A 25,061-nucleotide genomic window follows, 5' to 3' on the forward strand; every position below is an offset into this window, starting at 1 on the left:
ACCAGACTAGACGCGCGGCGTCCGGCTACCGTGACCGTGTGCCGAACGACGACCGCCCCGTCCTCAATCCCGACGCCCTCGCCTTCGTGACCGAGCGCCACCTCGCGACGCTCAGTACGCTGCGCGCCGACGGAACGCCGCACACCGTCGCGATCGCCTTCACCTACGACGCCGGCACCGGCGTGGCGCGGGTCATCACCTCCGGCGACAGCCAGAAGGCGCGCAACGCTGCGCGGGGCGGGTACGCCGCCCTGACGCAGGTCGACGGTGCCCGCTGGCTCACCCTGGAGGGGCCGGCACGGGTCCGCACCGACGCCGCGTCGGTGCGGGACGCCGAGGCGCGCTACGCCGTTCGCTACAAGCCGCCGCGGGAGAACCCGAAGCGCGTGGTGATCGAGATCGACGTCACCCGGGTGCTGGGATCGAGCACGCTACGCGATTAGCGGGACCGCGCGGGCGGCAACTCGCCGTGCATGTCCTCGAGGGTCTTGCCCTTGGTCTCCGGCACGAATCGGTAGACGAAGAAGAGCGACAGCAGCGCGAAGGTCGCGTACAACCCGTAGGCCAGGGTGAGGTTGCCCTCCATCTTGGGGAAGGTCACGGTGATCGCCCAGTTCGCCGCCCACTGCGCCGCCGCCGCCAGCGACAGCGCCGCGCCGCGGATCCGGTTCGGGAACATCTCCCCCAGCAGCACCCAGACGACCGGTCCCCAGCTGACGCCGAAGAAGATCACGAAGAGGTTCGCGGCCACCAGTGCGAGCACACCCATCACGCCGGTGAGGCTCGGTTTGCCGTCGACGATCTCGGCGGTGCTGAAGCAGACGGCCATCGTGGCGAGCGACACCGTCATGCCGATCGAGCCGGTGAGCAGCAGCGGACGGCGGCCGATGCGGTCCACCAGCATGATCGCGACGATCGTCACGACGACGTTGACGATCGAGGTGAAGACGCTGATCTGGTTCGACTGGGACTCCTCGAAACCCACCGCCTGCCACAGCATGTTCGAGTAGTAGAAGATGACGTTGATGCCGACGGCCTGCTGGAAGATCGACAGCAGCAGGCCCACCCAGACGATCGGGTAGATGCCGCCGCCGGGCTTGACCAGGTCGCGCCACGAGTGCTTCTCCTCGCCGGCGAGGCTCTCCTCGATCCGTGTGACGGTGATGTCGAGGTTCTTCTCGCCCAACAGCATCGTGAGTACCCGGCGGGCCTCGGGGATCCGATGGCGGGAGACGAGGTAGCGCGGCGACTCGGGGATCATCGTCGACGCGACCCCGTACACGATCGCGGGGATCGCCATCACGAGGAACATCCACCGCCAGGCCTCCATGCCCAGCCACAGATCGTTCGACGCGCCGCCCGCGAGCGAGGCGAGCAGCCAGTCGACCAGCAGCGACAGGAAGATGCCGAGGACGATCGCCATCTGTTGCAGCGACCCGAGCCGGCCGCGGATCCGGGCCGGTGACACCTCGGCGATGTAGGCCGGCGCGATGACCGACGCGACGCCCACGCCCACCCCGCCGACCACGCGGAACAGGATCAGCATCCAGGTGTGCGTGGCGAAAGCGCACCCGAGCGCACTGAGCAGGAACAGGACGGCGGCGATCTGCATGACGCGCAGCCGGCCGATCCGGTCCGCGATGCGGCCCGCGGTCATCGCGCCCGCGGCGGCGCCGAGGAGCGCCGAGGCGACCGCGAAGCCGAGCGCGTACCCGTGGATGCCGAACCGGCTCTCGATCGCCTTGGTCGCGCCGTTGATGACCGCGCTGTCGTAGCCGAACAGCAGGCCGCCCATCGCCGCGACGATCGCGATCTGGACGACCCGGCTACTGTTGCCCTCCCCCTCCTCGAAGATCGAGGGGCCGTCGGCCGTGGTGCCGCCGCCGTGCGTCATAGTGCCTCCGGTCCGTCGCTGCTAGAGGATCGTCAAACTGTGCGGCCTGGTGTTCACGGGCTCGCAGCCGTCCTCGGTGACGATGACGATATCCTCGATCCGGGCTCCCCATCGGCCACTGAAGTAGATTCCCGGCTCGATCGAGAACGCCATGCCCGGTTCCACCGCGATGTCGTTCCCCGCAACGATGTAGGGCTCCTCGTGCACCGAGAGCCCGATCCCGTGACCGGTGCGGTGCAGGAAGTTCTCGCCCAGACCGGCGGCCGCCAGCAGCTCGCGGCCCGCGGCGTCGATCGCCTCCGCGCTCACTCCCGGGTGCACGGCCTCGACCGAGGCGCGCTGGGCCCGCTCGAGCAGGGCGTACTGCTCGGCGACCTCCGCGGGCGGCTCGCCCATGGCGTAGGTGCGGGTGCAGTCCGAGTTGTATCCCGAGGCCAGCGGCCCGCCGATGTCCACGACGACGATGTCGCCGGCCTCGATGACGCGGTCCGAGACCTCGTGGTGCGGGTCGGCCCCGTGCGGTCCCGAGCCGACGATGATGAACGCGGCCTCGGTGTGCCCCTCCTCGACGATGGCGGCGGCGATGTCGTCGGCCACCTCGCGCTCTGTGCGCCCGACCTTGAGGAAGTCGCCGACGCGGGCGTGCACGCGGTCGATCGCGGCGCCCGCGGCCCGCAGCTCATCGAGCTCGGCGGCGTCCTTGATCATCCGCAGGCGGCGCAGCACGTCGGTCGCGAGACGCGCGCTCAGACCGCGGTCCAGCAGCGGCACGAGGTGCAGCGCGGGCACGGCGTCCGCGACGGCCACCGTCGTGGCACCGGCCAGCAGGCCGAGGACCAGGGCGTACGGGTCGTCACCGTCGACCCAGTCCACGACGGACAGCTCCACGCCCGCATCGCCGAGGCCGGGCACCGCGGAGTCCCCCAGGATCGCGAGCTCGAGCCGCGGGACCACCAGGCCGAAGCCGGCATCGGTGATCACGAGTGCCGTCAGCCGCTCGAAGGACTCGCTGACGATCCCGGTCAGATATGCGAGATCGGGTCCGGGCGTGATGACGAGCGGAGTCCCCGCATCGGTCGCGAGCTGCCGGGCTCGGGTGAGACGGGTCGCGTACACCGAGGCGGGAAAGGAGTGGGGGTTACTCATGATCCGATTGTGACACGATGATTCCCGTGACGAACGACGCGAGCCCACTGATGCTGCTCGACTCCGCGGGCCTCTGGTTCCGGGCCTTCTACGCGATCCCCGACAAGGTCAAGGCCGCCGACGGCCGTTCGGTGAACGCGCTGCGCGGCTTCCTCGACATGACCTCACAGCTCATCACCACGCACCGCCCGGGGCGCCTGGTGGCGTGTCTCGACCTGGACTGGCGCCCCGCCTTCCGGGTGGAGCTGCTGCCCACCTACAAGACGCACCGGGTCGCCGAGGACGGCGACGGGAGCGCCGAGGAGGTGCCCGACACGCTCTCGCCGCAGGTCGACATGATCCTCGAGGTGCTCGATGCGGTCGGGATCGCGACGGGCGGCGCCGTGGGGCTCGAGGCGGACGACGTCCTCGGCACGCTGGCCGCGCGCGAGCGCACCGACCCGGTCATCGTCGTCTCGGGTGACCGCGACCTGCTGCAGGTGGCCGATGACGCCGCTCCCGGCGTGCGCTGCCTGTACATCGGCCGGGGCATCGCCAAGGCGGAGATGTTCGGGCCGGCCGAGGTCGCCGAGAGGTACGGGCTGCCGCTCGACCGCGCCGGAAAGGCGTACGCCGAACTCGCCCTGCTGCGGGGCGATCCGTCCGACGGACTTCCCGGCGTCCCCGGGATCGGCGAGAAGACGGCCTCCAAACTGCTCCTGCAGTACGGCTCGCTCGCGGCGATCCGCGAGGCCGCCGCGGCGACGCCGTCGCCGCTGGCTGCGCGAGCCGCGGCGTCGATCACGGCGTCGGCGGACTACCTGGACGCCGCATGGGACGTGGTGTGGGTGCAGCGCGACGCCGATGTCGCGCTGTCGGGATCGGACGCGCTGCCCCGCGAAGCACGCGATCCGCAGCGCCTGGCCGAGCTGGCCGAGGAACTGCGGATCGGGGCGCAGGTGGACCGCTTGCTGTCCGCTCTCGCGGGCTGACGGGACGGCCCGCGGCGGCGTACGCCGCGGGCCCCGGCATCAGGAGGGCGCGCCCACCTGGTACTTGCCGCTGTCGTCGAGCACCTTGACCTGCACGGTCTTGTCCTTGCCGCCGATCGAGGCGGTGCAGGTGAACGTCTCACCGGCCTTGACCTTAACGCCGTCGGTCTTGCAGTTCACGTCCTTGGTGTCGGTCTCGTTGTAGCTGTCCTTGAGCACCTTCGTGACGCCCTCGTTGACCTTGGCGTTGTCGAACTTCTTGCTGAAGAACGCGCCCGAAAGCCACCCCACGAGCACGACGATCGCCACGATCAGGATGATCGCCCCGGCGGCGATGCCCACGATGAGGCCGGTCTTCGACTTCTTCGGGGCCCCCAACCCCGGCTGGCCGAACTGCTGCCCGAACTGCTGGCCCGCGAACTGTGCCGGCTGACCGGGCTGCTGCCCGAACTGGTCCTGGCCGAACTGCGGCGGCTGCGGCTGCTGGTAGCCGCCGTACTGCGGGCCCTGCGGGCCCTGCGGCTGCGGCTGGCCCCACTGGCCCTGGTACTGGGGCGAGATCTGGGTCTGGTCACCCGCCGGCGCGCCGAAGCCCTGCTGTCCGTACTGCGGTGCGATCTGGGTCTGATCCTGCGGAGGCTGCTGGCCCGGTTGCTGCCAACCCTGCTGCCCCCACTGGTTCGGATCCTGCGGGTTGCTCATGAGTCCACTCCTCCCCTGTCGCCCGCCGACGGCCGACGACGTACGCCTCTTCGGTCAAGATACCCGATCATCAACCCGATTCCGCGACCACGCCGCGCCGGACCGCGGCGATCGCGGCGGTGGCGACGGTGGCGAGGCCGGGCCGGGTGTCGAACGAGGTCTGTTTGATCTGATCGAGCAGGTCGATCACCTGCCGGCACCAGCGCACGAAGTCGCCCGCGGGCAGCGGCCTGCCGCGCTCACCCGCGGCGAGCAGCACGGCCGCGAGGGTCCCGCCCGACGCCCACTGGTGCATCGGGGCCACGAAGCCGATATCGGGCTCGCGGCTGGGTTCGAGGCGATGAGCCGCCTCGGCGGCGACGATGTCGGTCCACCGGTCGGCGACGTCGCGGAGCGCGGAGCGCACCGCGCCCGGAACCTTCTCCCCGGTGAGGAGCATCCCGCCGCGCTCGCCGCGCGACTCGAAGACCAGCGCGCTGACCACCGCGGCGAGGCCCGCCGCATCGAGCCCGTCGAACACCCCGTCCTCGATGCACTCACAGACCAACAGGTCGGATTCGCTGTAGACGCGGGCCAGGCGGTGCCCCGCATCGGTGAGGGCGGACTCGCCGTCGACCGTCTCGATGTACCCGCGGTCTCCGAGCAGCGCAACGATCCGCTCGAATGTGACGGCGAGCGATGACGTGGTGGCGCGCACCGTCGCCGCGGATCCGGTGACCTCGCGCTCCAGCCGGGCGTACCGCTCGGCCAGGCGGTCCAGCTCTGGCGCCCGCTGTCCGGTGTGCGCGGGGTGTGCCCGCATCCGGGCGCGGAGGTCCGCGAGCCGGCTGTCCGTCGCGGCGGGGCGGGGCGCCTTCGCCTGCTGGCGGGGCGCCGAGATGTTGCTGTTGCGCAGTGTCGAGGCGAGGTCCCGCTTGCCGCGCCCGGAGCGGTAGTCGGCGTTCTTCGGCACCCGGAGCGTGCCGAGGACCGCCACGTCGCCCACGAAGTCGGCCGCGCCGACCCGGCCGGACCAGCTGCTCTCGGTCACCACCACGGGCTTGGGATCGCGACGGTCCCCGGAGGGCTCCACGACCAGGGCGAGGCCCCGTCGGCGCCCGCCCGTCACCGCGATGACGTCGCCGCGCCGCAGCTCGGCGAGCGCCGTGGCGGCGCCGTCCCGGCGATCGGCGAGGTGCTCGCGCCGCAACGACCGCTCCCGCGCGCGGACCGCCTCGCGCAGCCGGACGTACTCGAGGTAGTCGGCGCCGCCCGCGGCCTCGGTGATCTGTGCGCTCAGCTGCGCGAGTTCCTTCTCGCCCCGCTCGACCCGCTTCGCCAGCCCGACCACCGACCGGTCCGCCTGGAACTGCGCGAAGCTGGCTTCGAGCAGCCGCTCGGCGCCGTCGCGCCCGAGGCGGTCGAGCAGGTTGATCGACATGTTGTAGCCGGGCGAGAACGAGCTGACCAGCGGGAAGGTGCGGGCACCGGCGAGACCGGCGACCTCCTGCGGGCGCACCCCGGTCTGCCACAGCACCACCGCGTGGCCCTCGATGTCGATGCCGCGGCGGCCCGCGCGTCCCGTGAGCTGGGTGTACTCGCCCGGCGTCAACTCGACGTGCGACTCGCCGTTGTACTTGACCAGGCGCTCCAGCACGACGGTGCGCGCGGGCATGTTGATGCCCAGTGCCAGGGTCTCCGTGGCGAACACGGCCCGCACCAGACCCTTGACGAAGAGCTCCTCGACCGCGTGCCGGAAGGCCGGGAGCATGCCGGCGTGGTGGGCCGCGAAGCCGCGCAGCAGGGCCGCGCGCCACTCCTCGTAGCCGAGCAGATCGAGGTCGGCGGGTGAGAACTCGGCGACGTGCTTGTCGATGATGCGGCCGATCTCCTCGGCCTGTTCCTGGTCCGTGAGCACCACCGGTGACCGCAGGCACTGCGTCAGAGCCTGCTCACAACCGGACCGGGAGAAGACGAACGTGATCGCGGGCAGCAGTCCCTCGGCGTCGAGCAGGGCGATGACGTCCGGCCGCGGGATCGGGCGGCGCGTGGCCTGCGGGCGGCCCCGGCCGCTGGAGCGCCGGCCCGTCCGGCTGTTGATGCCGGGGTCGAAACTGCGGTCCAGCGATTCGCGTTGCTTGACGTAGCGCACGAGGTCGGCGTCCAGGACCAGGTTCTTCTGCCCGGACTCCTGGGCCGTGCGCAACGCCTTCGTGTCGAACAGGTCGAACAGTCTGCGGCCCACGAGCATGTGCTGCCACAACGGTACCGGGCGGTGCTCGTCGACGATGACCTCGGTGCTGCCGCGGACCTCGCTGATCCAGGCGCCGAACTCCTCGGCGTTGGAGACCGTCGCCGAGAGACTGACCAGCCGGACGTCCTGCGGGAGGTGCAGGATCACCTCCTCCCACACGGCGCCGCGGAACCGGTCCGCGAGGTAGTGCACCTCGTCCATCACCACGTGGCTCAGGCCGTCGAGGGTGGTCGAGTTCGCGTACAGCATGTTCCGCAGGACCTCGGTGGTCATCACGACCACCGGCGCGGACGAGTTGATCGCGGTGTCGCCCGTGAGCAGGCCGACGTTCTGCGCGCCGTAGCGGGCCGTCAGCTCCGCGTGCTTCTGATTGGAGAGCGCCTTGATCGGCGTCGTGTAGAAGCACTTGGTGCCGCCGGCGAGCGCGAGGTGGACCGCGAACTCCCCGACCACGGTCTTGCCGGCACCGGTCGGTGCGCACACGAGCACCCCGCGGCCCTCCTCGAGAGCGCGGCAGCCCTGGACCTGGAACGGGTCGAGGGTGAAGTCGAGCGCCGAGGTGAAGCCGTCGAACTCAGAGGACGTCATCGAACCCCGAACGCGGGATCGACGTGCGCGTGACCTTCTCCGGTCGGCCGACGGGCGCGGGTGCGGCGAGGGCGCTCCTCGATGGGCCGGAGGACGCGCCGATCGGTTGCGGGGCCGACGGTGCCGGCGATGCCGTCTCGTCGTCGATCTCGCCCTCCCAGGCGTCACCGGTGCCGCGCTTGGCCTTGAGCCGGTCGTGGAACCGGGCGAACTGGATCGACAACTCCAGGAGTACGGCCAGCGCCGCGCCCAACGCGAGCATGGTGAAGGGGTCGCCGGACGGGGTGATGACGGCGGAGAAGATGAACATCGACAGCAGCATGCCGCGGCGCCACTTCACCAGTTTGGTGTACGGCAGTACGCCGACGAGGTTGAGCGCGACGATGAACAGCGGCAACTCGAAGCTCACGCCGAAGATCGCCATCACCGTGAGGACGAAGCTGAAGTACTCCGGCCCCTGCAGCGCCGTCACCTGGGTCTCATTGCCGACCGTGAGGAAGAAGCTGAAGGCGCTGGTGATCATGAAGTAGCCGAGCACCGCGCCGGCGACGAACAGGGTGCCGCCGAGGGTGACGAAGACCGCCGTGTAGCGCTTCTCCTGGCGGTGCAGGGCCGGCACGATGAACGCCCAGATCTGATACAGCCACACCGGGCAGGCCAGCAGCACGCCGGTGGCCACGGCGACCTTCAGCCGCAGGTTGAACTGGTCGAAGACGCCGGTCGCGAGCAGCCGGCACTCGCCGTCCCGCGTGATCTCCGCGCGGGAGGTGGCGGGGAGGTCGCAGTACGGTCCGGTCAGCAGGTGGCCGGTCGAGGGCAGGCCGAAGGGGCCATGGCTGTACCACCAGAAGCCGACGATCGAGGTGAGGACGATCGCGGCGAGGGACCACAGCAGGCGGGTCCGGAGCTCGTAGAGGTGCTCCACGATCGACATCGTGCCGTCGGGATTGACGACGGCACGGCGGCGACGCGGATCGAACGGGATCTTCAAAGGGGCAGGGGCGGCTACGCCGACTTGTGATCGGCCTCGGACGGCTGCACCGTCTGGACGTCGATCGGCTGCTCGGTGACCTGCGCCTGCGGCTTCGGGGCGGCCGTCTTGCTCTCGCCCTCGGTCTTCATCTCGTCCATCTCGCTCTTGAAGATGCGGAGCGACCGGCCGAGCCCGCGGGCGGCGTCCGGCAGCTTCTTACCGCCGAACAGGATCAGCAGGACGACGGCGATGATGATCCATGCCCAAGGAGAATGGGTGAGCCCCATGATGCTGCCTCACTAACTTCGCGAATATCTCCATCGAGACTACCGGACCGCGTCCACCCCGACGGCTCGCCGGCGGCGCGGCCGAGGTGACCTCTTCATGAATAGTTGGCGAGTCCCGCCGCGGCGCGCTCCGCGACGGCCGTGGCGAGCGACTGCGGGCCCAGCACAGTGAGCTCGCCGCCGAAGCTGAGCACGAACCGCACCATCCACGACTCGGTCGCGTACTGCATCGTCGCGGTGACGGGGCCGCCCGGTTCGTCCGAGAGGACGGTGAAGGGGTGGTACTCGAGTGCCCACGCGGCGCCCGGCCCGACGTCGAGCGTCGCGGTGGTCAGCTCGTCGGCGGCGGCACCGTCGAACAGGCCCGACGCGGGCTCGACGTGCTGCGGCACCGAAGCGGGCTCGTCGAGGACGACGGCCTCGTCGATCCGGTCGAGCCGGAACATGCGCAGCCCCTCGCTGGAGCGGCACCAGGCCTGCAGGTAGCTGTGTCCGTCGAAGGTGTCCAGGGCGATCGGATCCACGTCGCGTTCGGTGGCGGCGTCGCGGGTGGCGGAGTAGTAGCGCAGGTGCAGCGCACGGCCGTCGCGCAGCGCTCCGCGGACGGTGCCCGCGATCGCCGCGACAGGGCCCGTGTCCGGCGCGCCGTCGATCGAGGCGACGGTGTCGCGGCCGGCGCCGGCGACCGCGGCCTCCAGCTTGGCGATGGCCCGCAGTACGGCCGCGGGATCGGCCACTCCCGGCGAATCGGCCAGTGCCCGCAGCGCGAGCAGCAGCGACGCCGCCTCGGGACCGGTCAGCTTGAGCGGACGGTCCAGATTCGCGCTGAACTCGATGTCGACGCCCGCCTCGTCGTAGTCGATCTCGATGAGGTCGCCCGGGAACATGCCCGGCAGGCCGCACATCGTCAGCCCGGTGATGTCCTTGCGCAGCTGGGCGACGGTGACGCCCAGGTCGGCCGCCGCCCGCTCGAGGTCGGCTTCCGGGTGGGTGCGGAAGTACGGGATCACGTTGAGCCAGCGCGCGAGGCGCTGCATCTGCCGGCTCGGCTGCTTCGACTGCGTACTCATCGCTCCCCCGCCAATGCCGTGAGCCGCTCGACGACGGCGTCGCGCAGCTGCGCCGGCTCGAACACCACCGCGTCGGGACCGAGGCCGCTGACCTCGCGCGCCACCGCGTCCACCGACCGCATCTCCACCGTCAGCTCCGTGCCGGGCCGGCCCCGGAAGTCGCGGTCCGCCTGGGCCGACGCGAGGCGCCGCAAACCGTCGCCCTTGCCCTGTGCGACCCACAGCCGGGCGGTGCCCACCGGGTCGCGCTCGGCGACGGTCGCGACCACGTGCGCGTGCAGGTCGAAGCCCTCCGGCGGCCGGACGGTGGCCGGGCTGCTCGTGACGGCGCCGCCGCGGACCCGGCTGAGCTTGAAGGTGCGGACCGCGTCGCGCGCCACGTCGTGTCCCACGGCGTACGCGCTGCCGCGGAAGGTGACCACGCCCCACGGGTGCAGCGTGCGATCGACGTAGGGCTGCGCCGGATTCGCGCGGTGCTCGAAGGTCACCTGACGGCGTCGATCCACCCCCTCGAGCATCGCGAGCAGTGCGCCCTCGGCCCCGCGGTCGGGCGCGATCCCGGGGCTCACGCCCGCGCCCGGACCGTTGACGTCCATCCCACCCGCACGCAGCTTCTGCACCGCGGACTGCGCCGCCGCCGACAGCTCCGGCGACTGCCACAGGGCCGAGGCCACGGCCACCGCGGTGGCCTCCTCGGGGTCGAGGTCGATATCACCGAGGGCGTATTCGTCGAGAGCGATCCGGTATCCGACGGCCGAGTTGATCCGCGACACCGGCGCCACCTCGATGGGGACGCCCAGCTCGCGCAGGTCCGCCTTATCGCGTTCGAACATGCGCTCGAAGGCCTCGTCGTCGGACTCCGGGTCGTACCCGAAGACGTTCTTCCGGATGTAGTCCCGGTCCAGCGGGCGTTGCGTGTACAGCAGGCATATCACCAGGTTGGTGAGACGCTCGATCCGCGAAGTTGCCACGTGTCGATCTTACGTTCTATACGCGTGCTCGGCCCGCATCGACGCGATGTCGGGTCACATCGACGCGATGAGCCGCTCGACGCGCTCGTCGACGTTGCGGAACGGGTCCTTGCACAGCACGGTGCGCTGGGCCTGATCGTTGAGCTTGAGATGCACCCAATCGACGGTGAAGTCGCGGCCGGCGGCCTGGGCAGCGGTGATGAAGTCGCCGCGGAGCTTCGCGCGAGTCGTCTCCGGCGGATTCTTCACGGCGGCGTCGACGGCCTCGTCGGTGGTGACCCGCGCGGCCATCCCGCGGCGCTGCAGCACGTCGAACACGCCGCGGCCGCGCTTGATGTCGTGATACGCGAGGTCGAGCTGCGCGATCTTGGGGTCCGAGAGGTCCATCGAATACTTGTCGAGGTACCGCTGGAAGAGCTTGCGCTTGATCACCCAGTCGATCTCGGTGTCGACCCCGGAGAAGTCCTGCGTCTCGACGGCGTCGAGCGTGCGGCCCCAGAGGTCGACGACCCGGCTGAGTTGCTCGTCGGGCTCGCGGGTGGCGAGGTAGTCGACCGCCTTGGCGTAGTACTCGCGCTGGATGTCCAGGGCACCCGCCTGTCGCCCGCCGGCGAGGCGCACCTCGTGCCGGCCGGTGGTGTCGTGGCTGACCTCGCGGATGGCGCGGATCGGGTTGTCCAGGGAGAAGTCCCGGAACTGCACGCCCGCCTCGATCATCTCGAGCACGAGGTGCGCGGTGCCCACCTTGAGCATGGTCGTCGTCTCGGACATGTTCGAGTCGCCCACGATCACGTGCAGCCGCCGGTACTTCTCGGCGTCGGCGTGCGGCTCGTCGCGGGTGTTGATGATCGGCCGGCTCCGCGTGGTGGCGCTCGAGACGCCCTCCCAGATGTGCTCGGCGCGCTGGCTCAGGCAGTACGTCGCGTTCTTCGGCGTGAGCAGCACCTTCCCCGCGCCGCAGATCAGCTGCCGCGTCACCAGGAACGGGAGCAGCACGTCGGCGATGCGGGAGAACTCGCCCACGCGCCCGACGAGGTAGTTCTCATGGCAGCCGTAGGAGTTGCCGGCCGAATCGGTGTTGTTCTTGAACAGGTAGATGTCGCCGCCGATGCCCTCGTCCTGCAGCCGCTGCTCGGCGTCGAGCAGCAGGTCCTCGAGGACGCGCTCGCCGGCCTTGTCGTGCGTGACCAGCTGAAGGACCGAATCGCACTCCGCGGTCGCGTACTCGGGGTGGCTGCCGACGTCGAGGTACAGGCGCGACCCGTTCTGCAGGAAGACGTTCGAGCTGCGGCCCCACGAGACCACACGCCGGAACAGGTACCGGGCGATCTCGTCGGGGCTCAGTCGACGGTGCCCGTGAAAAGTACACGTGACACCGAACTCGGTCTCGATTCCCATGATTCGGCGCTGCACTTCACGAACATACCCCGCGGCCCGGGTCAGGCGGCGCAGCCCCGTCGTGCGCGCACGCCGTCGAGCTGGAAACGGAGGTGCCGGCGCCAGCGCCGATCGTCGCCGGGGGTGGCGTGGATGACCGCCGCGACCGCCACCATGAGCGCCGCCAGGTCCTGGTGGTCGAAATCGGCGCGGACCGCCCCCGCGGCGTGCGCGCGGTCGAGGACGGACCGTACGGCGCTGCCCGAGCGACCGCATTCGGCCATCAGGTCGACGTCGCCGAGCGGGCCGCGGGCCATCGCCTCGTTCGCGGCGCGGTCGCGTGCCTGGCCGGCGAACATCGCCTCGAGGAAGCCGGCGAACCCGGTCCACGGGTCGGGCTCGGCGGCGCTCTCCCGAGCCAGTCGTTCCAGCTCGGCGAGCCGCTCGGGGAGCAACTCGTCGAGGAGCGCGCCCCGATCCGGGAAGTTGTTGTAGAGCGTGCCGATGCTCACGCCCGCCTCTTTCGCGATCCGGTCGAGCGGCACGTCGATGCCCTGCTCGGCGAACAACCGTGTTGCGGCGTCGAGCAGCTTGCGGCGGTTGCGGACCGCGTCCGCGCGGGGAGACATGCCCCGAGACTACCGATCTTGAGGGGTCCCTCATGTTCTGGTACGAAGTTGAGTATGACCTCAACTAATGTGGCCCCCGTCCTCCTCGTCCTGGGCGCCGGCCCCGGCCTCGGCATGTCGGTCGCCCGCGCCTTCGGGAGACGGGGTTACCGCGTGGCACTGGCGTCCCGGTCTGCGGCCCGTCACCCCGGATACGTCGGCGAACTGCGGACGCTCGGTGTCGACGCGACGGCCTTCCCGGTCGACGTGTCCGTTCCCGGTGCCGCCGCGGACCTCGTGGCGACGGTGCGGGAGCACTTCGGCCGCATCGACGCCGCCTACTACGGTGCCGCTGCTCCCGTCGCCATGGGCCCGGTCACCGAGCTCGGCCCCGACGGCGCGACCGCCGCCCTCGCCACCGTGGCCCCGGCTGTCGAATTCGCCGGCGCGGTGCTGCCGGACCTCCGCACGAACGGCGGTGCCGTCGTTTTCGCCGGCGGTCTCAGCGCCGTGGTCCCGATGCCCGACGTCGGCGGGCTCGCGCTCGTCGCCGCCGCGTATCGGGCCTACGCGCTCAATCTGCACGCCGCCCTGGCGCCGGAGGGCGTCTACGCGGGGACACTGACGGTGGGCGGCATGATCGACGGCGGTGACATCGCCGCCGCGACCCGGGCGAGCGCGCCCGAGGCGGACCTGGCGGCGATCACCCTGCGTCCCGACGACCTGGCCGAGCGGGTGTGGCGGATGGTGCAGGAACGGGACGCCGGCGAGGTGCTGGTCGATGTGATCAGCTGACCGCTGCGGCCACCGGCGTCCTCGTGGCGACTGCCCTGCCACGGCGGAGGTGATCGATGCGGTACGCCAGGATCGCGAGTGGCACGAGCGCGACGCTGGGCACGATGAAGGCCGCGATCAGGGCCTCGGGCGGCAGGAACTCCCCGATCGTCGCCGAGAAGACCAGGTTGAAGCCGGCGTGCGCGATGGACGTCGGCCAGATGCTGCCGGAGCCGTACCACAGTGTGCTCCACACGATCTCGAGCAGCACCGACATCACGATCCACAGCGGGATCAGCAGCAGCACATCGCGCAGGGGCGGCTCGAAGCTGAAGTATCCGACCGAGGCGAGCGGCCAGTGCCACGCGCCCCAGACCGCGCCGGTCACCGCGGAGGCCGCCGTCGGCCGCCCCCTGAGCGCGGGCAGATCGGCCACCGCGCCCCGCAGGTACGCGGTCCAGCCGAACTCCTCGCCGAAGAACACCGGCGCCAAGACGACCATGACGAGCGGGCCGAAGGCCACGGCCTGCAGGTGTGCGGGGATCCCGTCCGCGGGCATCGTCATCACGCCGGTCACGAATCCCACCGGCAGTGCGATCGCCAGCAGCACCAGTGGGATCGCGAGGGCGGCGGCGTACCACCGCCACCGCAGCCGCAGCTGCGGCCGCAGGCCCGCCCCAGCCAGCCCCTGCCGGGTGATCCACATGCGGACGACGAAGGCCGCGATGGCGGGGAGGAACGCCGCGGTGACCAACTGGATCGCCGGATCGTCGAGCGGGTGGCCCAGCCCGTACGCGGCGAACCACAGACCCCAGGACGGCAGGAACGTGAGCGCGAGGAACCAGGCGATGCCGCGCCGGTGCACGGAGGTGTCGTTCATTCCTCCAGCACACCGGATCGACGGTCCGCGGTCACGGGCCCGGAACCCCGCTTTCGCGGTGGTGCCAGCGCTACCCTCGGCCCAGCAACTCCGCGACCCGGTCGTCCGAGAGCCGCTTGAACGCACGGCGGGGACGGTTGTGGTCCAGGATCGCCACCTCGAGCTCGCCCGCCTGGAAGGTCTTCGCCTCGGACGCGGCGCCCGAGCCGTTCGACGGGGCCGGCGCCCCCAGAGCCTTCACCGCGAGCGAGACGGCGGCTGCGAGATCCAGGTCGTCGGCGTAGCCCTCGGTGAGTACGGGTGTGATCGTCTCGGTCTGACCGCCCATGACCACGAACTGCTTCTCGTCGCCCACGGAGCCGTCGTACCCGACCCGGTAGAGCCGCGACCCGGTGTTCTCGGGCGTACCCACCTCGGCGACGCACAGCTCCACCTCGTAGGGCTTGGCCTGTTCGGTGAACACGGTTCCCAGCGTGGACGCGTACGCGTTGGTCAGCGACCAGCCGGTCACATCGCGGCGCGAGTACTGGTAGCCACGGGTATCGGCGAACTGGATGCCCGCGCGGCGCAGCGACTCGAACTCGTTGTACTTGCCGACGGCGGCGAAGCCGATCCGGTCGTAGATCTCGCTCACCTTGTTCAGTGAGCTCGGATTGTCGGCGACGAAGACCACCCCGTCGGCGTACTTGAGCACCACCACGCTGCGACCTCGGGCGATGCCCTTGCGCGCCAGCTCCGAGCGGTCGCGCATGATCTGCTCGGCGGACGCGTAGTACGGGAACGTCACTTCTCGCCTCCCCTCGCCGCGATGACGCGGTCCGTCGCGGCGGCGACGTCCTCCTCCGCGATCTCCACCGCACCGTCGGCGGTGACGACGATCGCCGTCGGGTACAACTTGCGCAGCACGTCCGGACCGCCGGTCGCGGTGTCGTCGTCGGCGGCGTCGAACAGGGCCTCGGCCGCGACGTCGAGCGCACCGTCGGCGTCGAGGCCGGGCCGGAAGCGCTTCTTGATCGACGACTTCGCCCAGGCCGAGCCCGAGCCGATCGAGTGGTAGCCCACCTCGTCGTGCCAGTCGCCGGTGACGTCGTACGAGACGATCCGCCCGCGGGCCTCGGACTCGTCGAAACCGACCAGCAGCGGTACGGCCGCGAGCCCCTGCAGGGCGGCACCGAAGTTGCCGCGCACCATGCCGGCCAGCCGGTTCGCCTTGCCCTCGAAGGTGAGCGGAACGCCCTCGATCTTCTCGTAGTGCTCCAGTTCCACCGTGAAGAGCTTGACGATCTGCTTCGCGATCCCCGCAGTACCGGCGATGCCCACCGCGGTGAACTCGTCGGTGACGAAGGTCTTGATGATGTCGCGCTGCGCGATGAGGTTGCCCATCGTGGCCCGGCGGTCACCCGCGAGCAGCACGCCCCCGTCGAACGCGACAGCCACGATCGTCGTCCCGTGGGGGACGTCCGGCCCACCGTCCGATCCGCTGCGCCGACCGGGCAGCGCCTCGGGCGCCACCGCGGCCAGATGCTCGACGAACGACGATCCGCCGCGCATGACCTGCATCGATTCGCCGCGCCGCGACGGGGTCACTGGCCGCCCTTCTGCACGTACGCGCGCACGAAGTCCTCGGCGTTCTCCTCGAGCACGTCGTCGATCTCGTCGAGCAGATCGTCCGTCTCGTCGGTCAGCTTCTCGATGCGCTCCTGGCCGGCACCCGACGGGCCGCCCGCAGGATCCTCGTCGTCCCCGCCGCCGCCACGCTTGACCTGCTCCTGCGCCATCTCGCTGCCTCCTTAGCGACCGAATCCGGGCCGCTCGACCCGATGTACCAACACTACCGGCCTACACTGCTGCCGTGGATCCGTACACGCCGCCCAGCATGCCCGATCCGGTGCTCGTGAGCATCGGTGACATCCACTGCACCCGAACCGAGGTGATCACGCCGGTGGGCACGTTCCCGATCGCGGGTGCGCAGTGGACGTCGCGGACCACAGCGTGACCACCCGTGCGATCCCCACCTGGGCGATCGTGCTCGCCATCGTCGGCGCCTTCGTCGTGTGCCTGTTCTCGCTGTTCTTCCTGCTGGCGAAAGAGGACCGCACCCAAGGGTTCGTGCAGGTCAGTGTCATCGGCCCGGAGGGGCGTTCGTACACCACCAGCGTCCCGGTGTACTCGCCGTTCGCCGTCAAGGACATCTACGACCGCGTGAACTACGCGCGGAACCTCGCGATCGGTATGTAGCCCGACGGTCCGCCGCTCTCCCGCGGGAGTTGTTCCCCGGGTAGTGGGTTGCAACCCGCTGATCGGCGAGAAACACCCGCGGGAGAGCGGCGGGACGGCAGAACGGCGCGCCGACTCAGGCTGGACGGAGCCGGACGACCGGGATCGGGCGCGACGTCTTGCGCTGGTACGCGGAGTAGCGACCGCCGTTGTTCGCATCGGCGAGATCCCAGAGCCGCCGATAGTCGGCATCGCCGGGTTTCAGTGCCTCCACGGTGGCCGGGAACCGCTCGGTCCCGACCTGCACGTCGACGGTGCCGGAGGCGACCATGTTGTGGAACCACGCCGGATTCCGCGGCGCGCCACCCTTCGAGGCGACGACGACGTAGTCGTCACCGTCGCGCACATAGGTCAGGACGGTGGTACGGGGCGCCCCCGACTTCGCGCCGACGGTCCGCACGATCAGGCTGGGAACGCCGAAGAGCAGTTTGTGACCGATGCGGCCGCCCGACCGCACGTACAGCTCACCGTGCGCCTTGAGCACCTCGGGGAACGCCTTCGCGTAGAGCCTGCCCACCTCGCGACCGATGTCCATGTCCCTAGCCTCGCAGAGAATCGACGAGCTCGCGCGCGGAAGCGGCGTCGTCGAGCAGCCGGCCGACGTGCTCCTTCGTGCCCCGGAGCGGCTCCAGGGTGGGGATGCGCACCAGCGACTCGGCCCCGACATCGAAGATCACCGAATCCCAGCTCGCGGCGGCGATGTCGGTTCCGAACCGGCGCATGCACTCGCCGCGGAAGTACGCCCGGGTCGACTCGGGCGGGGTGGTCACGGCGTCCATCACCTGCTGCTCGGTGACCAGCCGCTTCATGGAACCGCGCGCCACCAGCCGGTTGTAGAGCCCCTTGTCGAGCCGCACGTCGGAGTACTGCAGGTCCACGAGCTGCAGCTTCGACGCCGCCCAGCCCAGGCCCTCCCGCTGCCGGATCCCCTCGAGCAGGCGCAGCTTCGCCGGCCAGTCGAGCTCGTCCGCGAGCCGCAGCGGATCGTCGGCGAGGGTGTCGAGGACACGCACCCAGGTGGCGTGCACATCGAGCGCGCGGGCGTCGTCTGAGCCCTCGAGGAACGTGCCGACGCGGTCGGCGTACACGCGCTGGATGTCCAGCGCCGTCATCGTGCGGCCGTCGGCGAGCTCGAGCGGAGCGGTCAGCGAGAGGTCGCGCGAGACCTGGTGCACCGCGGTCACCGGCGCGGCGAGCTGCAGGTCCGACAGGTCGACGCCCGCCTCGATGAGGTCCAGGACCAGGGCCGACGTGCCCACTTTGAGGTAGGTGGCGGTCTCGGCGAGGTTGGCGTCGCCGATGATCACGTGCAGTCGCCGGTACTTGTCGGGATCCGCGTGGGGCTCGTCGCGGGTGTTGATGATGCCGCGCTTGAGGGTGGTCTCGAGGCCCACCTCCACCTCGATGTAGTCGGCGCGCTGCGAGAGCTGGAACCCGGGCTCGTCGCCGCTGGCGCCGATGCCCACCCGCCCGCTGCCGCAGAACACCTGCCGGGTGACGAAGAACGGCGTCAGCCCGGTGACGATCGACGCGAACGGAGTCTCGCGGCTGCACAGGTAGTTCTCGTGCGTCCCGTACGAGGCGCCCTTGCCGTCGATGTTGTTCTTGTACAGCTGCAGCGCGGGGGCACCGGGCACCGTCGAGGCGTAGCGGGCCGCGGCGTCCATGACCCGCTCCCCCGCCTTGTCCCAGATCACCGCGTCGAGCGGGTCGGTGACCTCGGGGGCCGAGTACTCCGGGTGTGCGTGGTCGACGTACAACCGCGCCCCGTTGGTCAGGATCATGTTCGCGGCGCCGATCTCGTCGGCGTCGATGATCGGCGCCGGCCCGCCGCGCCCGAGGTCGAAGCCGCGGGCGTCCCGCAGCGGCGATTCGAGGTCGTAGTCCCACCGCGTGCGCTTCGCGCGGGGAACAGCGGCCGCAGCCGCGTACGCCAGCACCGCCTGCGTCGAGGTGAGGATCGGATTCGCCGTCGGGTCCTTCGGCGCGGAGATCCCGTATTCCACCTCGGTACCGATGATGCGCTGCATGCCGCCCAGCCTATCGCTGGGACGTCCGCATCCTGCGGCAGGTCCGGGCCCGGCCGCCGAGCGCTATCGCGAGGACCGCGAGATCCGGAACCAGGTCGCGAACCACAGCACCACGGCCGTACCCACGAGGACGCCGATCGCGATGCCCCACTGCGCCGGCGTCGAGTCCCAAAGCGGGTCGATCGCCTGCATGGTCGGACGGCCGGAGACCGCGTCGACCTGCTTCTGCAGCTCCACGGTGGACGCACTCGCCGCGAAGCCCCAGCGCGACGGAAACAGCCACGAGATCTGCTCCAGTCCGACGCGCTCGTGCAGCGCGAACAGGCCGCCGCTCATCACCAGCTGCACCATCACGACGACCACCAGCATGGGCATCACCTGTTCGCTGGACTTCGCCAACGCGGAGATCAGCAGGCCCACCAGTGTGGACACGCACGCGAGGATGGCGATGTCGATGATCAACTCGACCGGCGCACTGGCCAGCACCGATCCCTGCGCAGTGGACTGCTTCACGCCGACGATCACGATCGCCATCATCATGATCGCCTGGATCGTCGCCGCGACGAAGTACACGAGCGTCTTCGCCGCGAGGTACGCACCCGGGCCGAGGCCCACGGCCCGTTCGCGCTGGTAGATCGCGCGTTCTCCCACGAGGTCGCGCGACGTCAGCGCCGCACCCATGAAGCACGCCCCGACCACCAGCAGGACGAGGATCATCTTCGCGCCGCTGTACCCGTCGGGGAGCGAGTACGGGGAGGCGAGGCCGTCGTCGGCGGGCGTGAGTAACGTGATTCCACCGAGCACCAGCGGCAGCAGCAGGAGGAAGACCAGGTAACCCCGGTCCGCGAGGATCAACCGCAGCTGCCGTCGCGCGACGACCGAGAGCTGTTTGCGGACCGAGGCCTTCGGGGCCTTGGCCGGGTTCGGGGGTGCGCCGGTCGGGGCGGGCGGCGGCGGGGCCGGATTCGCCGAGCGGTAGCGCTGCCACGCGACGTCGGGCTGCTTGGCGGTGAAGTCGAAGATCTCCGCCCAGTCTCCGGTGCCCATCGCTGCCTGCACGCCCTTCGGCGAGCCGCAGTACGCCGTCTTGCCGCCGGGCGCGAGCAACAGCACCTGGTCGCACATGTCGATGTGGGTCAGCGAGTGGGTCACGACGATGACCACGCGGCCCGCGTCGGCGAGGCGGCGCAGCGTCTGCATCACCTGCCGGTCGAGCGCCGGGTCCAGGCCCGACGTGGGTTCGTCGAGGATCAGCAGCGACGGTCCGGTGAGCAGCTCCATCGCGACGGACGCGCGCTTGCGCTGGCCGCCCGAGAGCTTGTCCACGCGGGTCTGCTTGTGCTCGGTGAGCTGCAGTTCCGCGAGGACGCCGTCGATCACCTGGTCGCGGTCCGCCTTGGACATGTCGGGTGGCAGGCGCAGCTCGGCCGCGAACCGGAGCGCCTGCTGCAGGGTGAGCTGGCGGTGCAGCACGTCGTCCTGCGGGACCATGCCGATGCGGGAGCGCAGCGCATCGAAGTCGCGGTGCACGTCGCGGCCCTCGAACTCGACGCGCCCCGCCGTGGGCGTCACCGCGCCGGAGACCACCCGCGACACCGTCGACTTCCCCGCGCCGGACGGCCCGATCACGGCCGTCAGCGTTCCGGGCGCCGCGCGGAAGTCGACGCCGTGGAGCAGCGTCTTGTTGCCGTCGACGGTGAGCGTGATGCCCTGGACGGCGAGACCCGCGCCCGCGAACTCCTGCGCCTTCGGCCGCTCGAGCCGGCCCTGTTCGACGATGAGGTCGGAGTTGCCGACGGTGACCAGGTCGCCGTCGCGCAGCGACGTGGGGCCGGCGATGCGGCGGCCGTTGACCTGCGTGCCGTTCGCGGAACCGAGATCCTCGATGACGAGCCCCTGCGGGCCCGTGAGGAGGCGCGCGTGGCGGCGCGAGACCAGCATGTCGCCGATCGCGATGTCGTTCTCGGGGGTGCGGCCGATGGTCATCTGGCCGGTTCCCACCGGCAGTGAGGGCATCTTCGCCACCTGGTACAACCCCGTGTTGCCCGCCATGGCGCGCAGGTGCGGCGCCACGTCCCCCGTCGGCCTGGGCGGGACGCCGGACGACTGGACGGGCGCGGATGGCGCCGCCTCCTGACGCGGCGGCAGGGGCATGGGGCGGGACGGCGGCGCCGGGGTGGCTCGCGGAGTGCCCGCCGGCGGAGCGGGCGGCCCGCCGGCGCCCGGGGCGGGCGCGGGATGCGGCCGGGGCACCGGGTTCGACGGTGCGCGCCGTGCCGCGGGTATCTGCTGGACCGGCTGCTGCGGTGTCGCGGGCGGCGGCGTGCGCTGCGGCGGTGGCGGCGGGGTGTTCGACCGGGGCGCGGCCGAGAAGGTCACGGGGGCACCGCTGCGCGGATCGCCGAACATCAGCTGCTGGGTTCCGTTGAGCGCGATCGTGGGCCGCCGGACACCGCCCGTGAACACCCCGTTGGTGCTGCGGTCCGTGAGCACCCATCCCGTCGGTCCCGCGGACGCCACGGCGTGCGTCCGCGAGACCAACGGGTGGTTGATCGTCACGTCGGATTCGAGCGTGCGCCCGAAGGTCACCGTCTTACCGGGGGCGAAGGTCAGCGTCTGCCCGTCCACAGTGACGGTGAGAACCGCGGTATCCGTACTCATCACGGAGCATTCTATTCAGACGCCGCTTGCCCTGGGCTTATGCCGCGCTTGTTGTGCGAGCCCGGTGGGTCACAGGTACTGCCCGGTGTTGTTCTCCGTGTCGATCGCGCGGGAGGCGCTCGAGTTCTTGCCGGTCACCAGGGTGCGGATGTAGACGATGCGCTCGCCCTTCTTCCCCGAGATCCGCGCCCAGTCGTCCGGGTTCGTGGTGTTCGGCAGGTCCTCGTTCTCGGCGAACTCCTCGACGATGGACTCCAGCAGGTGGGTGATGCGCAATCCCGGCTGGCCGGTCTCGAGGAAGCCCTTGATGGCGTGCTTCTTCGCGCGGTCCACGACGTTCTGGATCATCGCACCCGAGTTGAAGTCCTTGAAGTACATGACCTCCTTGTCGCCGTTGGCGTAGGTCACCTCCAGGAACCGGTTGTCGTCGGTCTCCGCGTACATCCGCTCGACGACCCGCTCGATCATGGCCTTGACACAGGCCTCGCGATCGCCGCCGAACTCGGCGAGGTCCTCCTCGTGGATCGGCAGCGCCGCCGTGAGGTACTTCGAGAAGATGTCGATCGCGCCCTCGGCGTCGGGGCGCTCGATCTTGATCTTCACGTCCAGGCGGCCGGGCCGCAGGATCGCGGGGTCGATCATGTCCTCGCGGTTCGACGCACCGATCACGATGACGTTCTCCAGGCCCTCGACACCGTCGATCTCCGACAGCAGCTGCGGCACGACCGTGGTCTCGACGTCGGAGCTGACGCCCGACCCGCGGGTGCGGAAGATCGAGTCCATCTCGTCGAAGAAGACGATGACGGGCGTGCCCTCCGACGCCTTCTCCCGCGCTCGCTGGAAGATCAGGCGGATGTGCCGCTCGGTCTCGCCGACGAACTTGTTGAGCAGCTCGGGGCCCTTGATGTTGAGGAAGTACGACTTGACCTCGCGCGAGTCGTCGCCCCGGACCTCGGCGATCTTCTTCGCGAGCGAGTTCGCGACGGCCTTCGCGATGAGCGTCTTGCCGTTGCCGGGCGGGCCGTACAGCAGCACGCCCTTCGGCGGCCGCAACGAGTAGTCCTTGAACAGGTCCTTGTGCAGGAAGGGCAGCTCGACGGCGTCACGGATCAGTTCGATCTGCCGGCCCAGGCCGCCGATGTCGGAGTAATCGACGTCCGGCACCTCCTCCAGCACCAGGTCCTCGACCTCGGCCTTGGGGATCCGCTCGAACGCGTAACCCGCCTTGGTGTCGACGAGCAGGGAATCGCCCACGCGGAGTTTGCGGCGCGGCAGGCCGAACTCGTCCACGCCGGGATCGTCGGAGGCCTGCAGGGCCAGCGGGGCTGCGAGGCGCACCACGCGCTCCTCGTCGGCGTGGCCCACGACCAGGGCACGGGCACCGTTGTCGAGGATCTCGCGGAGGGTGGAGATCTCCCCGACCGTCTCGAACTCGGTGGCCTCGACCACGGTCAGCGCCTCGTTGAGGCGCACCGTCTGGCCCGTGCGGAAGGACGCGACGTCCAGGTTCGGGGAGCACGTCAGCCGCATCTTGCGCCCGGAGGTGAAGACGTCCACGGTGTCGTCCTCGTAGGTGCCCAGCAGCACGCCGTAGCCCGACGGGGGCTGGCCGAGCCGCTCGACCTCCTCGCGGAGCGTGAGCAGCTGATTGCGGGCGTCGCGCAGCGTCTCGAGCAGCTTCGCGTTGCGGGTGGTGAGCGCATCGACGCGCTCGCGCAGCGCGGCCGCGGACGTGGCCTGCGGGGCGGACGAGTCCGCCGGCGCGGCCGAGGAACGAGTCGGATCCGGTTCCGTCACGAGTGAACTCCCTTTCCGTGGGGACTTCTCACGCTACCCCTTGTTCGACCTCCGCTGCGGACGCGGCGCGACCGTGCCGTCGGCGAGGCGCCGGCAGGTGACGAGGAACGCCGTGTGGCCCTGCATCCGGTGCGAGGGACGCACCGCGAGCCCCACGACGTGCCATTCGCGCACCAGCGCCTCCCAGGACCGCGGCTCGGTCCACAGCGCCTGTTCGCGGAGAGCCTCCACGACCTTGGACAACTGGGTGGTGGTCGCCACGTACACCGTGAGGACGCCGCCCGGTACCAGGGCCTTGCCGACCGCGTCGAGCACGTCCCACGGGGCGAGCATGTCGAGGACCACGCGGTCCACCTGCGGTCCGTCGTAGTCGGCGAGGTCGCCCAACTGCAGGTTCCAGTTGTCCGGACGGCCGCCGAAGAACTCCTCGACGTTCTGCGCCGCGTACTCGGCGTGGTCCTCGCGCACCTCCCAGGAGGTCACCGAGCCCTCGGGACCGACCGCGCGCAGGAGCGAACAGGTGAGTGCGCCGGAACCGGCGCCGGCCTCGAGCACGCGCGCGCCCGGGAAGATGTCGCCCTCGGCCACGATCTGGGCGGCGTCCTTGGGGTAGATGACCTGGGCGCCGCGCGGCATCGACAGCACGTAGTCGGTGAGCAGGGGCCGCAGGGCGAGGTACGGGGTGCCGTTGACGGCCTTGACCACGCTGCCCTCGGGCGCGCCGATCAGCTCGTCGTGCCGGATGCCGCCCTTGTGGGTGTGGAACTCCTTGCCCGCCTCCAGGTGGACGGTGAACTTCCGGCCCTTCGCGTCCGTCAGTTGCACTCGGTCGCCCACTACGAAGGGTCCACTGTTCGCCATGGGGGAACATCCTCCCAGCCACCCCGGTCGCGGTGCGAATCCGACCTATCGGTAGGACTGGTACATGGCCGATAACGCGTTCTTCCACCCCGCCGGAACCGTCGACGCGGACGGGTTCGAATACGAGGTCTTCGACCCCACGCCGTCGACCGCGAGCGTGTGGGCCGACACCATGCAGCACGGTGCGCCGCCCGCGGCGATCATGGTGCGCGCCATGGAGAAGCTGGTCGGGGCGGGGCGCCGGGAGCGCAGCGAGCGGGCCCAGTCGGCGCCGTCGCTCGCCATCTCCCGGGTGACGATCGACCTGCTCGGCGTCGTGCCGATCACCCGGACCCGGGTGCGGGCGTGGGTCGCGCGGCCCGGTCGGACGATCTCGCTGATCGCCGCGGAGATGGACTGTGTCGACGCCGCCGGGGAGTACCGCACCGTTGCGCGGGCGCAGGCCTGGGCGCTCGCCGCGTCGGACACCTCGGCCATCGCTCGCGACCTCTCCCCCGCGCTGCCGCCCGCGGGCGCGGAGCAGGGCGTCATGCCCGGCTTCTTCCAGCACCTCAAGGACCAGGGATTCCTGGCCGCCTGCGAATGGAAGTTCGTCGACGGGCCCGACGGCCCCGACGGCGTCAAGCAGTGCTGGGTCCGGGCGCGGATGCCGCTCGTCGCCGGCGAGGAGCCGTCGCCGCTGGTGCAGGTGTTCTCGGTGGTGGACGCCGCGAACGGCATCTCCGCCTACCTCGATCCCACCGCGGTGACCTGGATGAACATGGACATGACGGTGCATTTCCACCGGTCGCCGCGGCCCGTGGACGGCTGGGTGGGACTGATCGGCGACCAGTTGGTCGGCGGCGAGGGCATCGGCACGACCGTCTCGCGCCTGTACGACGGAGCCGGGGCATTCGCCGTCGGCGCGCAGACGCTGCTCGTCGCCGCGCGCTGACGGCGCGCGGCTCGGCGGATCCCGACG

At 70.6% G+C, this 25,061-nt stretch carries 25 protein-coding genes; 6 read left to right on the forward strand and 19 right to left on the reverse strand.

What is annotated here, in order from left to right:
* Window positions 1-38: 38 nt before the first annotated feature.
* Window positions 39-443, forward strand: a complete 405-nt coding sequence (locus ELY19_RS19285; protein WP_126197665.1) for a PPOX class F420-dependent oxidoreductase — start codon at window positions 39-41, stop codon at window positions 441-443.
* Here ELY19_RS19285 and ELY19_RS19290 read toward each other — a convergent pair.
* Together ELY19_RS19290 and ELY19_RS19295 are read right to left on the reverse strand one after the other, a co-directional pair.
* Window positions 440-1,894 carry a sugar porter family MFS transporter gene (locus ELY19_RS19290; RefSeq protein WP_126197666.1) on the reverse strand — a complete coding sequence of 485 codons (1,455 nt, stop codon included), beginning with the start codon at window positions 1,892-1,894 and terminating at the stop codon, window positions 440-442. The two genes, ELY19_RS19285 and ELY19_RS19290, sit on opposite strands and share 4 nt — an antisense overlap.
* Window positions 1,895-1,915: 21 nt before the next feature.
* Window positions 1,916-3,040 (reverse strand): M24 family metallopeptidase, encoded by a 1,125-nt coding sequence (locus tag ELY19_RS19295; RefSeq protein WP_126197667.1) that lies wholly within the window; start codon window positions 3,038-3,040, stop codon window positions 1,916-1,918.
* Window positions 3,041-3,057: 17 nt separating this feature from the next.
* Between ELY19_RS19295 and ELY19_RS19300 the strand changes: the two genes are divergently transcribed.
* Window positions 3,058-4,011, forward strand: coding sequence for a 5'-3' exonuclease (locus ELY19_RS19300; RefSeq protein WP_126197668.1), 954 nt, complete (start codon window positions 3,058-3,060; stop codon window positions 4,009-4,011).
* Window positions 4,012-4,050: 39 nt separating this feature from the next.
* Here the strand turns inward: ELY19_RS19300 and ELY19_RS19305 are convergent, their stop codons facing one another.
* The 8 genes from ELY19_RS19305 to ELY19_RS19340 form a co-directional block, all read right to left on the reverse strand.
* Window positions 4,051-4,713 carry a DUF4333 domain-containing protein gene (locus ELY19_RS19305; RefSeq protein WP_126197669.1) on the reverse strand — a complete coding sequence of 221 codons (663 nt, stop codon included), beginning with the start codon at window positions 4,711-4,713 and terminating at the stop codon, window positions 4,051-4,053.
* A gap of 70 nt (window positions 4,714-4,783) precedes the next feature.
* Entirely contained in the window at window positions 4,784-7,534 is a 2,751-nt protein-coding gene (locus ELY19_RS19310; protein WP_126197670.1) for a DEAD/DEAH box helicase, read from the reverse strand.
* Entirely contained in the window at window positions 7,521-8,525 is a 1,005-nt protein-coding gene (tatC, locus tag ELY19_RS19315; RefSeq protein ID WP_126197671.1) for a twin-arginine translocase subunit TatC, read from the reverse strand. Before tatC ends, ELY19_RS19310 begins: the two co-directional genes overlap by 14 nt.
* 14 nt (window positions 8,526-8,539) lie before the next feature.
* Entirely contained in the window at window positions 8,540-8,794 is a 255-nt protein-coding gene (gene tatA / locus ELY19_RS19320) for a Sec-independent protein translocase subunit TatA (RefSeq protein ID WP_126197672.1), read from the reverse strand.
* A gap of 95 nt (window positions 8,795-8,889) precedes the next feature.
* Window positions 8,890-9,864 carry a helix-turn-helix transcriptional regulator gene (locus tag ELY19_RS19325; RefSeq protein ID WP_227966968.1) on the reverse strand — a complete coding sequence of 325 codons (975 nt, stop codon included), beginning with the start codon at window positions 9,862-9,864 and terminating at the stop codon, window positions 8,890-8,892.
* Window positions 9,861-10,835: a helix-turn-helix transcriptional regulator gene (locus ELY19_RS19330; RefSeq protein ID WP_126197673.1), complete on the reverse strand. Its 975-nt coding sequence runs from the start codon at window positions 10,833-10,835 to the stop codon at window positions 9,861-9,863. The genes ELY19_RS19325 and ELY19_RS19330 overlap by 4 nt, the downstream gene beginning before the upstream one ends.
* A 54-nt stretch (window positions 10,836-10,889) precedes the next feature.
* Window positions 10,890-12,248 carry a Pup--protein ligase gene (pafA, locus tag ELY19_RS19335; RefSeq protein ID WP_126197674.1) on the reverse strand — a complete coding sequence of 453 codons (1,359 nt, stop codon included), beginning with the start codon at window positions 12,246-12,248 and terminating at the stop codon, window positions 10,890-10,892.
* 26 nt (window positions 12,249-12,274) lie between these two features.
* Window positions 12,275-12,841 (reverse strand): TetR/AcrR family transcriptional regulator, encoded by a 567-nt coding sequence (locus tag ELY19_RS19340; protein WP_126197675.1) that lies wholly within the window; start codon window positions 12,839-12,841, stop codon window positions 12,275-12,277.
* A 54-nt stretch (window positions 12,842-12,895) separates the two neighbouring features.
* Here ELY19_RS19340 and ELY19_RS19345 point away from each other — a divergent pair, with 54 nt between their 5' ends.
* Window positions 12,896-13,615 carry an SDR family NAD(P)-dependent oxidoreductase gene (locus ELY19_RS19345; RefSeq protein WP_126197676.1) on the forward strand — a complete coding sequence of 240 codons (720 nt, stop codon included), beginning with the start codon at window positions 12,896-12,898 and terminating at the stop codon, window positions 13,613-13,615.
* Here the strand turns inward: ELY19_RS19345 and ELY19_RS19350 are convergent.
* From ELY19_RS19350 to ELY19_RS19365, 4 genes are all read right to left on the reverse strand, one after another.
* A complete protein-coding gene (locus tag ELY19_RS19350; protein WP_126197677.1) occupies window positions 13,608-14,474 on the reverse strand; it encodes a CPBP family intramembrane glutamic endopeptidase in 867 nt (288 codons plus the stop codon). The genes ELY19_RS19345 and ELY19_RS19350 overlap by 8 nt on opposite strands.
* Before the next feature lie 70 nt (window positions 14,475-14,544).
* Window positions 14,545-15,261, reverse strand: coding sequence for a proteasome subunit alpha (gene prcA, locus ELY19_RS19355; RefSeq protein ID WP_126197678.1), 717 nt, complete (start codon window positions 15,259-15,261; stop codon window positions 14,545-14,547).
* Window positions 15,258-16,034 (reverse strand): proteasome subunit beta, encoded by a 777-nt coding sequence (prcB, locus tag ELY19_RS19360; RefSeq protein ID WP_126198943.1) that lies wholly within the window; start codon window positions 16,032-16,034, stop codon window positions 15,258-15,260. Before prcB ends, prcA begins: the two co-directional genes overlap by 4 nt.
* A gap of 23 nt (window positions 16,035-16,057) precedes the next feature.
* Complete coding sequence (locus tag ELY19_RS19365) at window positions 16,058-16,252, reverse strand: ubiquitin-like protein Pup (RefSeq protein ID WP_126197679.1); 195 nt, start codon at window positions 16,250-16,252, stop codon at window positions 16,058-16,060.
* A 74-nt stretch (window positions 16,253-16,326) separates the two neighbouring features.
* Between ELY19_RS19365 and ELY19_RS23880 the strand changes: the two genes are divergently transcribed.
* The gene (locus ELY19_RS23880; protein WP_227966970.1) at window positions 16,327-16,470 is read left to right on the forward strand and encodes a hypothetical protein; all 144 of its coding nucleotides are present in this window, start codon (window positions 16,327-16,329) and stop codon (window positions 16,468-16,470) included.
* The gene (locus tag ELY19_RS19370) at window positions 16,467-16,712 is read left to right on the forward strand and encodes a hypothetical protein (RefSeq protein ID WP_227966972.1); all 246 of its coding nucleotides are present in this window, start codon (window positions 16,467-16,469) and stop codon (window positions 16,710-16,712) included. The genes ELY19_RS23880 and ELY19_RS19370 overlap by 4 nt, the downstream gene beginning before the upstream one ends.
* Window positions 16,713-16,827: 115 nt before the next feature.
* On the opposite strand, the gene ELY19_RS19375 is transcribed toward ELY19_RS19370, so the two are convergent.
* The 5 genes from ELY19_RS19375 to ELY19_RS19395 form a co-directional block, all read right to left on the reverse strand.
* A complete protein-coding gene (locus ELY19_RS19375; RefSeq protein ID WP_416222726.1) occupies window positions 16,828-17,268 on the reverse strand; it encodes a nitroreductase family deazaflavin-dependent oxidoreductase in 441 nt (146 codons plus the stop codon).
* A gap of 22 nt (window positions 17,269-17,290) precedes the next feature.
* A complete protein-coding gene (gene dop / locus ELY19_RS19380; protein ID WP_126197681.1) occupies window positions 17,291-18,781 on the reverse strand; it encodes a depupylase/deamidase Dop in 1,491 nt (496 codons plus the stop codon).
* A 63-nt stretch (window positions 18,782-18,844) separates the two neighbouring features.
* Complete coding sequence (locus ELY19_RS19385) at window positions 18,845-21,442, reverse strand: ATP-binding cassette domain-containing protein (RefSeq protein WP_126197682.1); 2,598 nt, start codon at window positions 21,440-21,442, stop codon at window positions 18,845-18,847.
* Between the two features lie 69 nt (window positions 21,443-21,511).
* Window positions 21,512-23,239: a proteasome ATPase gene (arc, locus tag ELY19_RS19390; protein WP_126197683.1), complete on the reverse strand. Its 1,728-nt coding sequence runs from the start codon at window positions 23,237-23,239 to the stop codon at window positions 21,512-21,514.
* Between the two features lie 33 nt (window positions 23,240-23,272).
* Window positions 23,273-24,100, reverse strand: coding sequence for a tRNA (adenine-N1)-methyltransferase (locus ELY19_RS19395; protein ID WP_126197684.1), 828 nt, complete (start codon window positions 24,098-24,100; stop codon window positions 23,273-23,275).
* Between the two features lie 64 nt (window positions 24,101-24,164).
* Between ELY19_RS19395 and ELY19_RS19400 the strand changes: the two genes are divergently transcribed.
* A complete protein-coding gene (locus tag ELY19_RS19400) occupies window positions 24,165-25,034 on the forward strand; it encodes a thioesterase family protein (protein WP_126197685.1) in 870 nt (289 codons plus the stop codon).
* Window positions 25,035-25,061 lie beyond the last annotated feature (27 nt).

The sequence above is a fragment of the Tsukamurella paurometabola genome (genome assembly GCF_900631615.1).
GTDB classification, from domain to species: Bacteria; Actinomycetota; Actinomycetes; order Mycobacteriales; family Mycobacteriaceae; genus Tsukamurella; species Tsukamurella paurometabola_A.

Excerpts from the sequence above, each read along its gene's own strand:
- tatA (WP_126197672.1), bottom strand. The coding sequence starts at position 8,794 with ATGGGGCTCACCCATTCTCCTTGGGCATGGATCATCATCGCCGTCGTC.
- ELY19_RS19350 (WP_126197677.1), bottom strand. The coding sequence starts at position 14,474 with ATGAACGACACCTCCGTGCACCGGCGCGGCATCGCCTGGTTCCTCGCG.
- ELY19_RS19395 (WP_126197684.1), bottom strand. The coding sequence starts at position 24,100 with ATGGCGAACAGTGGACCCTTCGTAGTGGGCGACCGAGTGCAACTGACG.
- prcB (WP_126198943.1), bottom strand. The coding sequence starts at position 16,034 with ATGCAGGTCATGCGCGGCGGATCGTCGTTCGTCGAGCATCTGGCCGCG.
- ELY19_RS19400 (WP_126197685.1), top strand. The coding sequence starts at position 24,165 with ATGGCCGATAACGCGTTCTTCCACCCCGCCGGAACCGTCGACGCGGAC.
- ELY19_RS19310 (WP_126197670.1), bottom strand. The coding sequence starts at position 7,534 with ATGACGTCCTCTGAGTTCGACGGCTTCACCTCGGCGCTCGACTTCACC.
- ELY19_RS19365 (WP_126197679.1), bottom strand. The coding sequence starts at position 16,252 with ATGGCGCAGGAGCAGGTCAAGCGTGGCGGCGGCGGGGACGACGAGGAT.
- ELY19_RS19345 (WP_126197676.1), top strand. The coding sequence starts at position 12,896 with ATGACCTCAACTAATGTGGCCCCCGTCCTCCTCGTCCTGGGCGCCGGC.
- ELY19_RS19290 (WP_126197666.1), bottom strand. The coding sequence starts at position 1,894 with ATGACGCACGGCGGCGGCACCACGGCCGACGGCCCCTCGATCTTCGAG.
- ELY19_RS19325 (WP_227966968.1), bottom strand. The coding sequence starts at position 9,864 with ATGAGTACGCAGTCGAAGCAGCCGAGCCGGCAGATGCAGCGCCTCGCG.
- ELY19_RS19385 (WP_126197682.1), bottom strand. The coding sequence starts at position 21,442 with ATGAGTACGGATACCGCGGTTCTCACCGTCACTGTGGACGGGCAGACG.
- ELY19_RS19295 (WP_126197667.1), bottom strand. The coding sequence starts at position 3,040 with ATGAGTAACCCCCACTCCTTTCCCGCCTCGGTGTACGCGACCCGTCTC.
- ELY19_RS19340 (WP_126197675.1), bottom strand. The coding sequence starts at position 12,841 with ATGTCTCCCCGCGCGGACGCGGTCCGCAACCGCCGCAAGCTGCTCGAC.
- dop (WP_126197681.1), bottom strand. The coding sequence starts at position 18,781 with ATGCAGCGCATCATCGGTACCGAGGTGGAATACGGGATCTCCGCGCCG.
- ELY19_RS19300 (WP_126197668.1), top strand. The coding sequence starts at position 3,058 with ATGATTCCCGTGACGAACGACGCGAGCCCACTGATGCTGCTCGACTCC.
- ELY19_RS19305 (WP_126197669.1), bottom strand. The coding sequence starts at position 4,713 with ATGAGCAACCCGCAGGATCCGAACCAGTGGGGGCAGCAGGGTTGGCAG.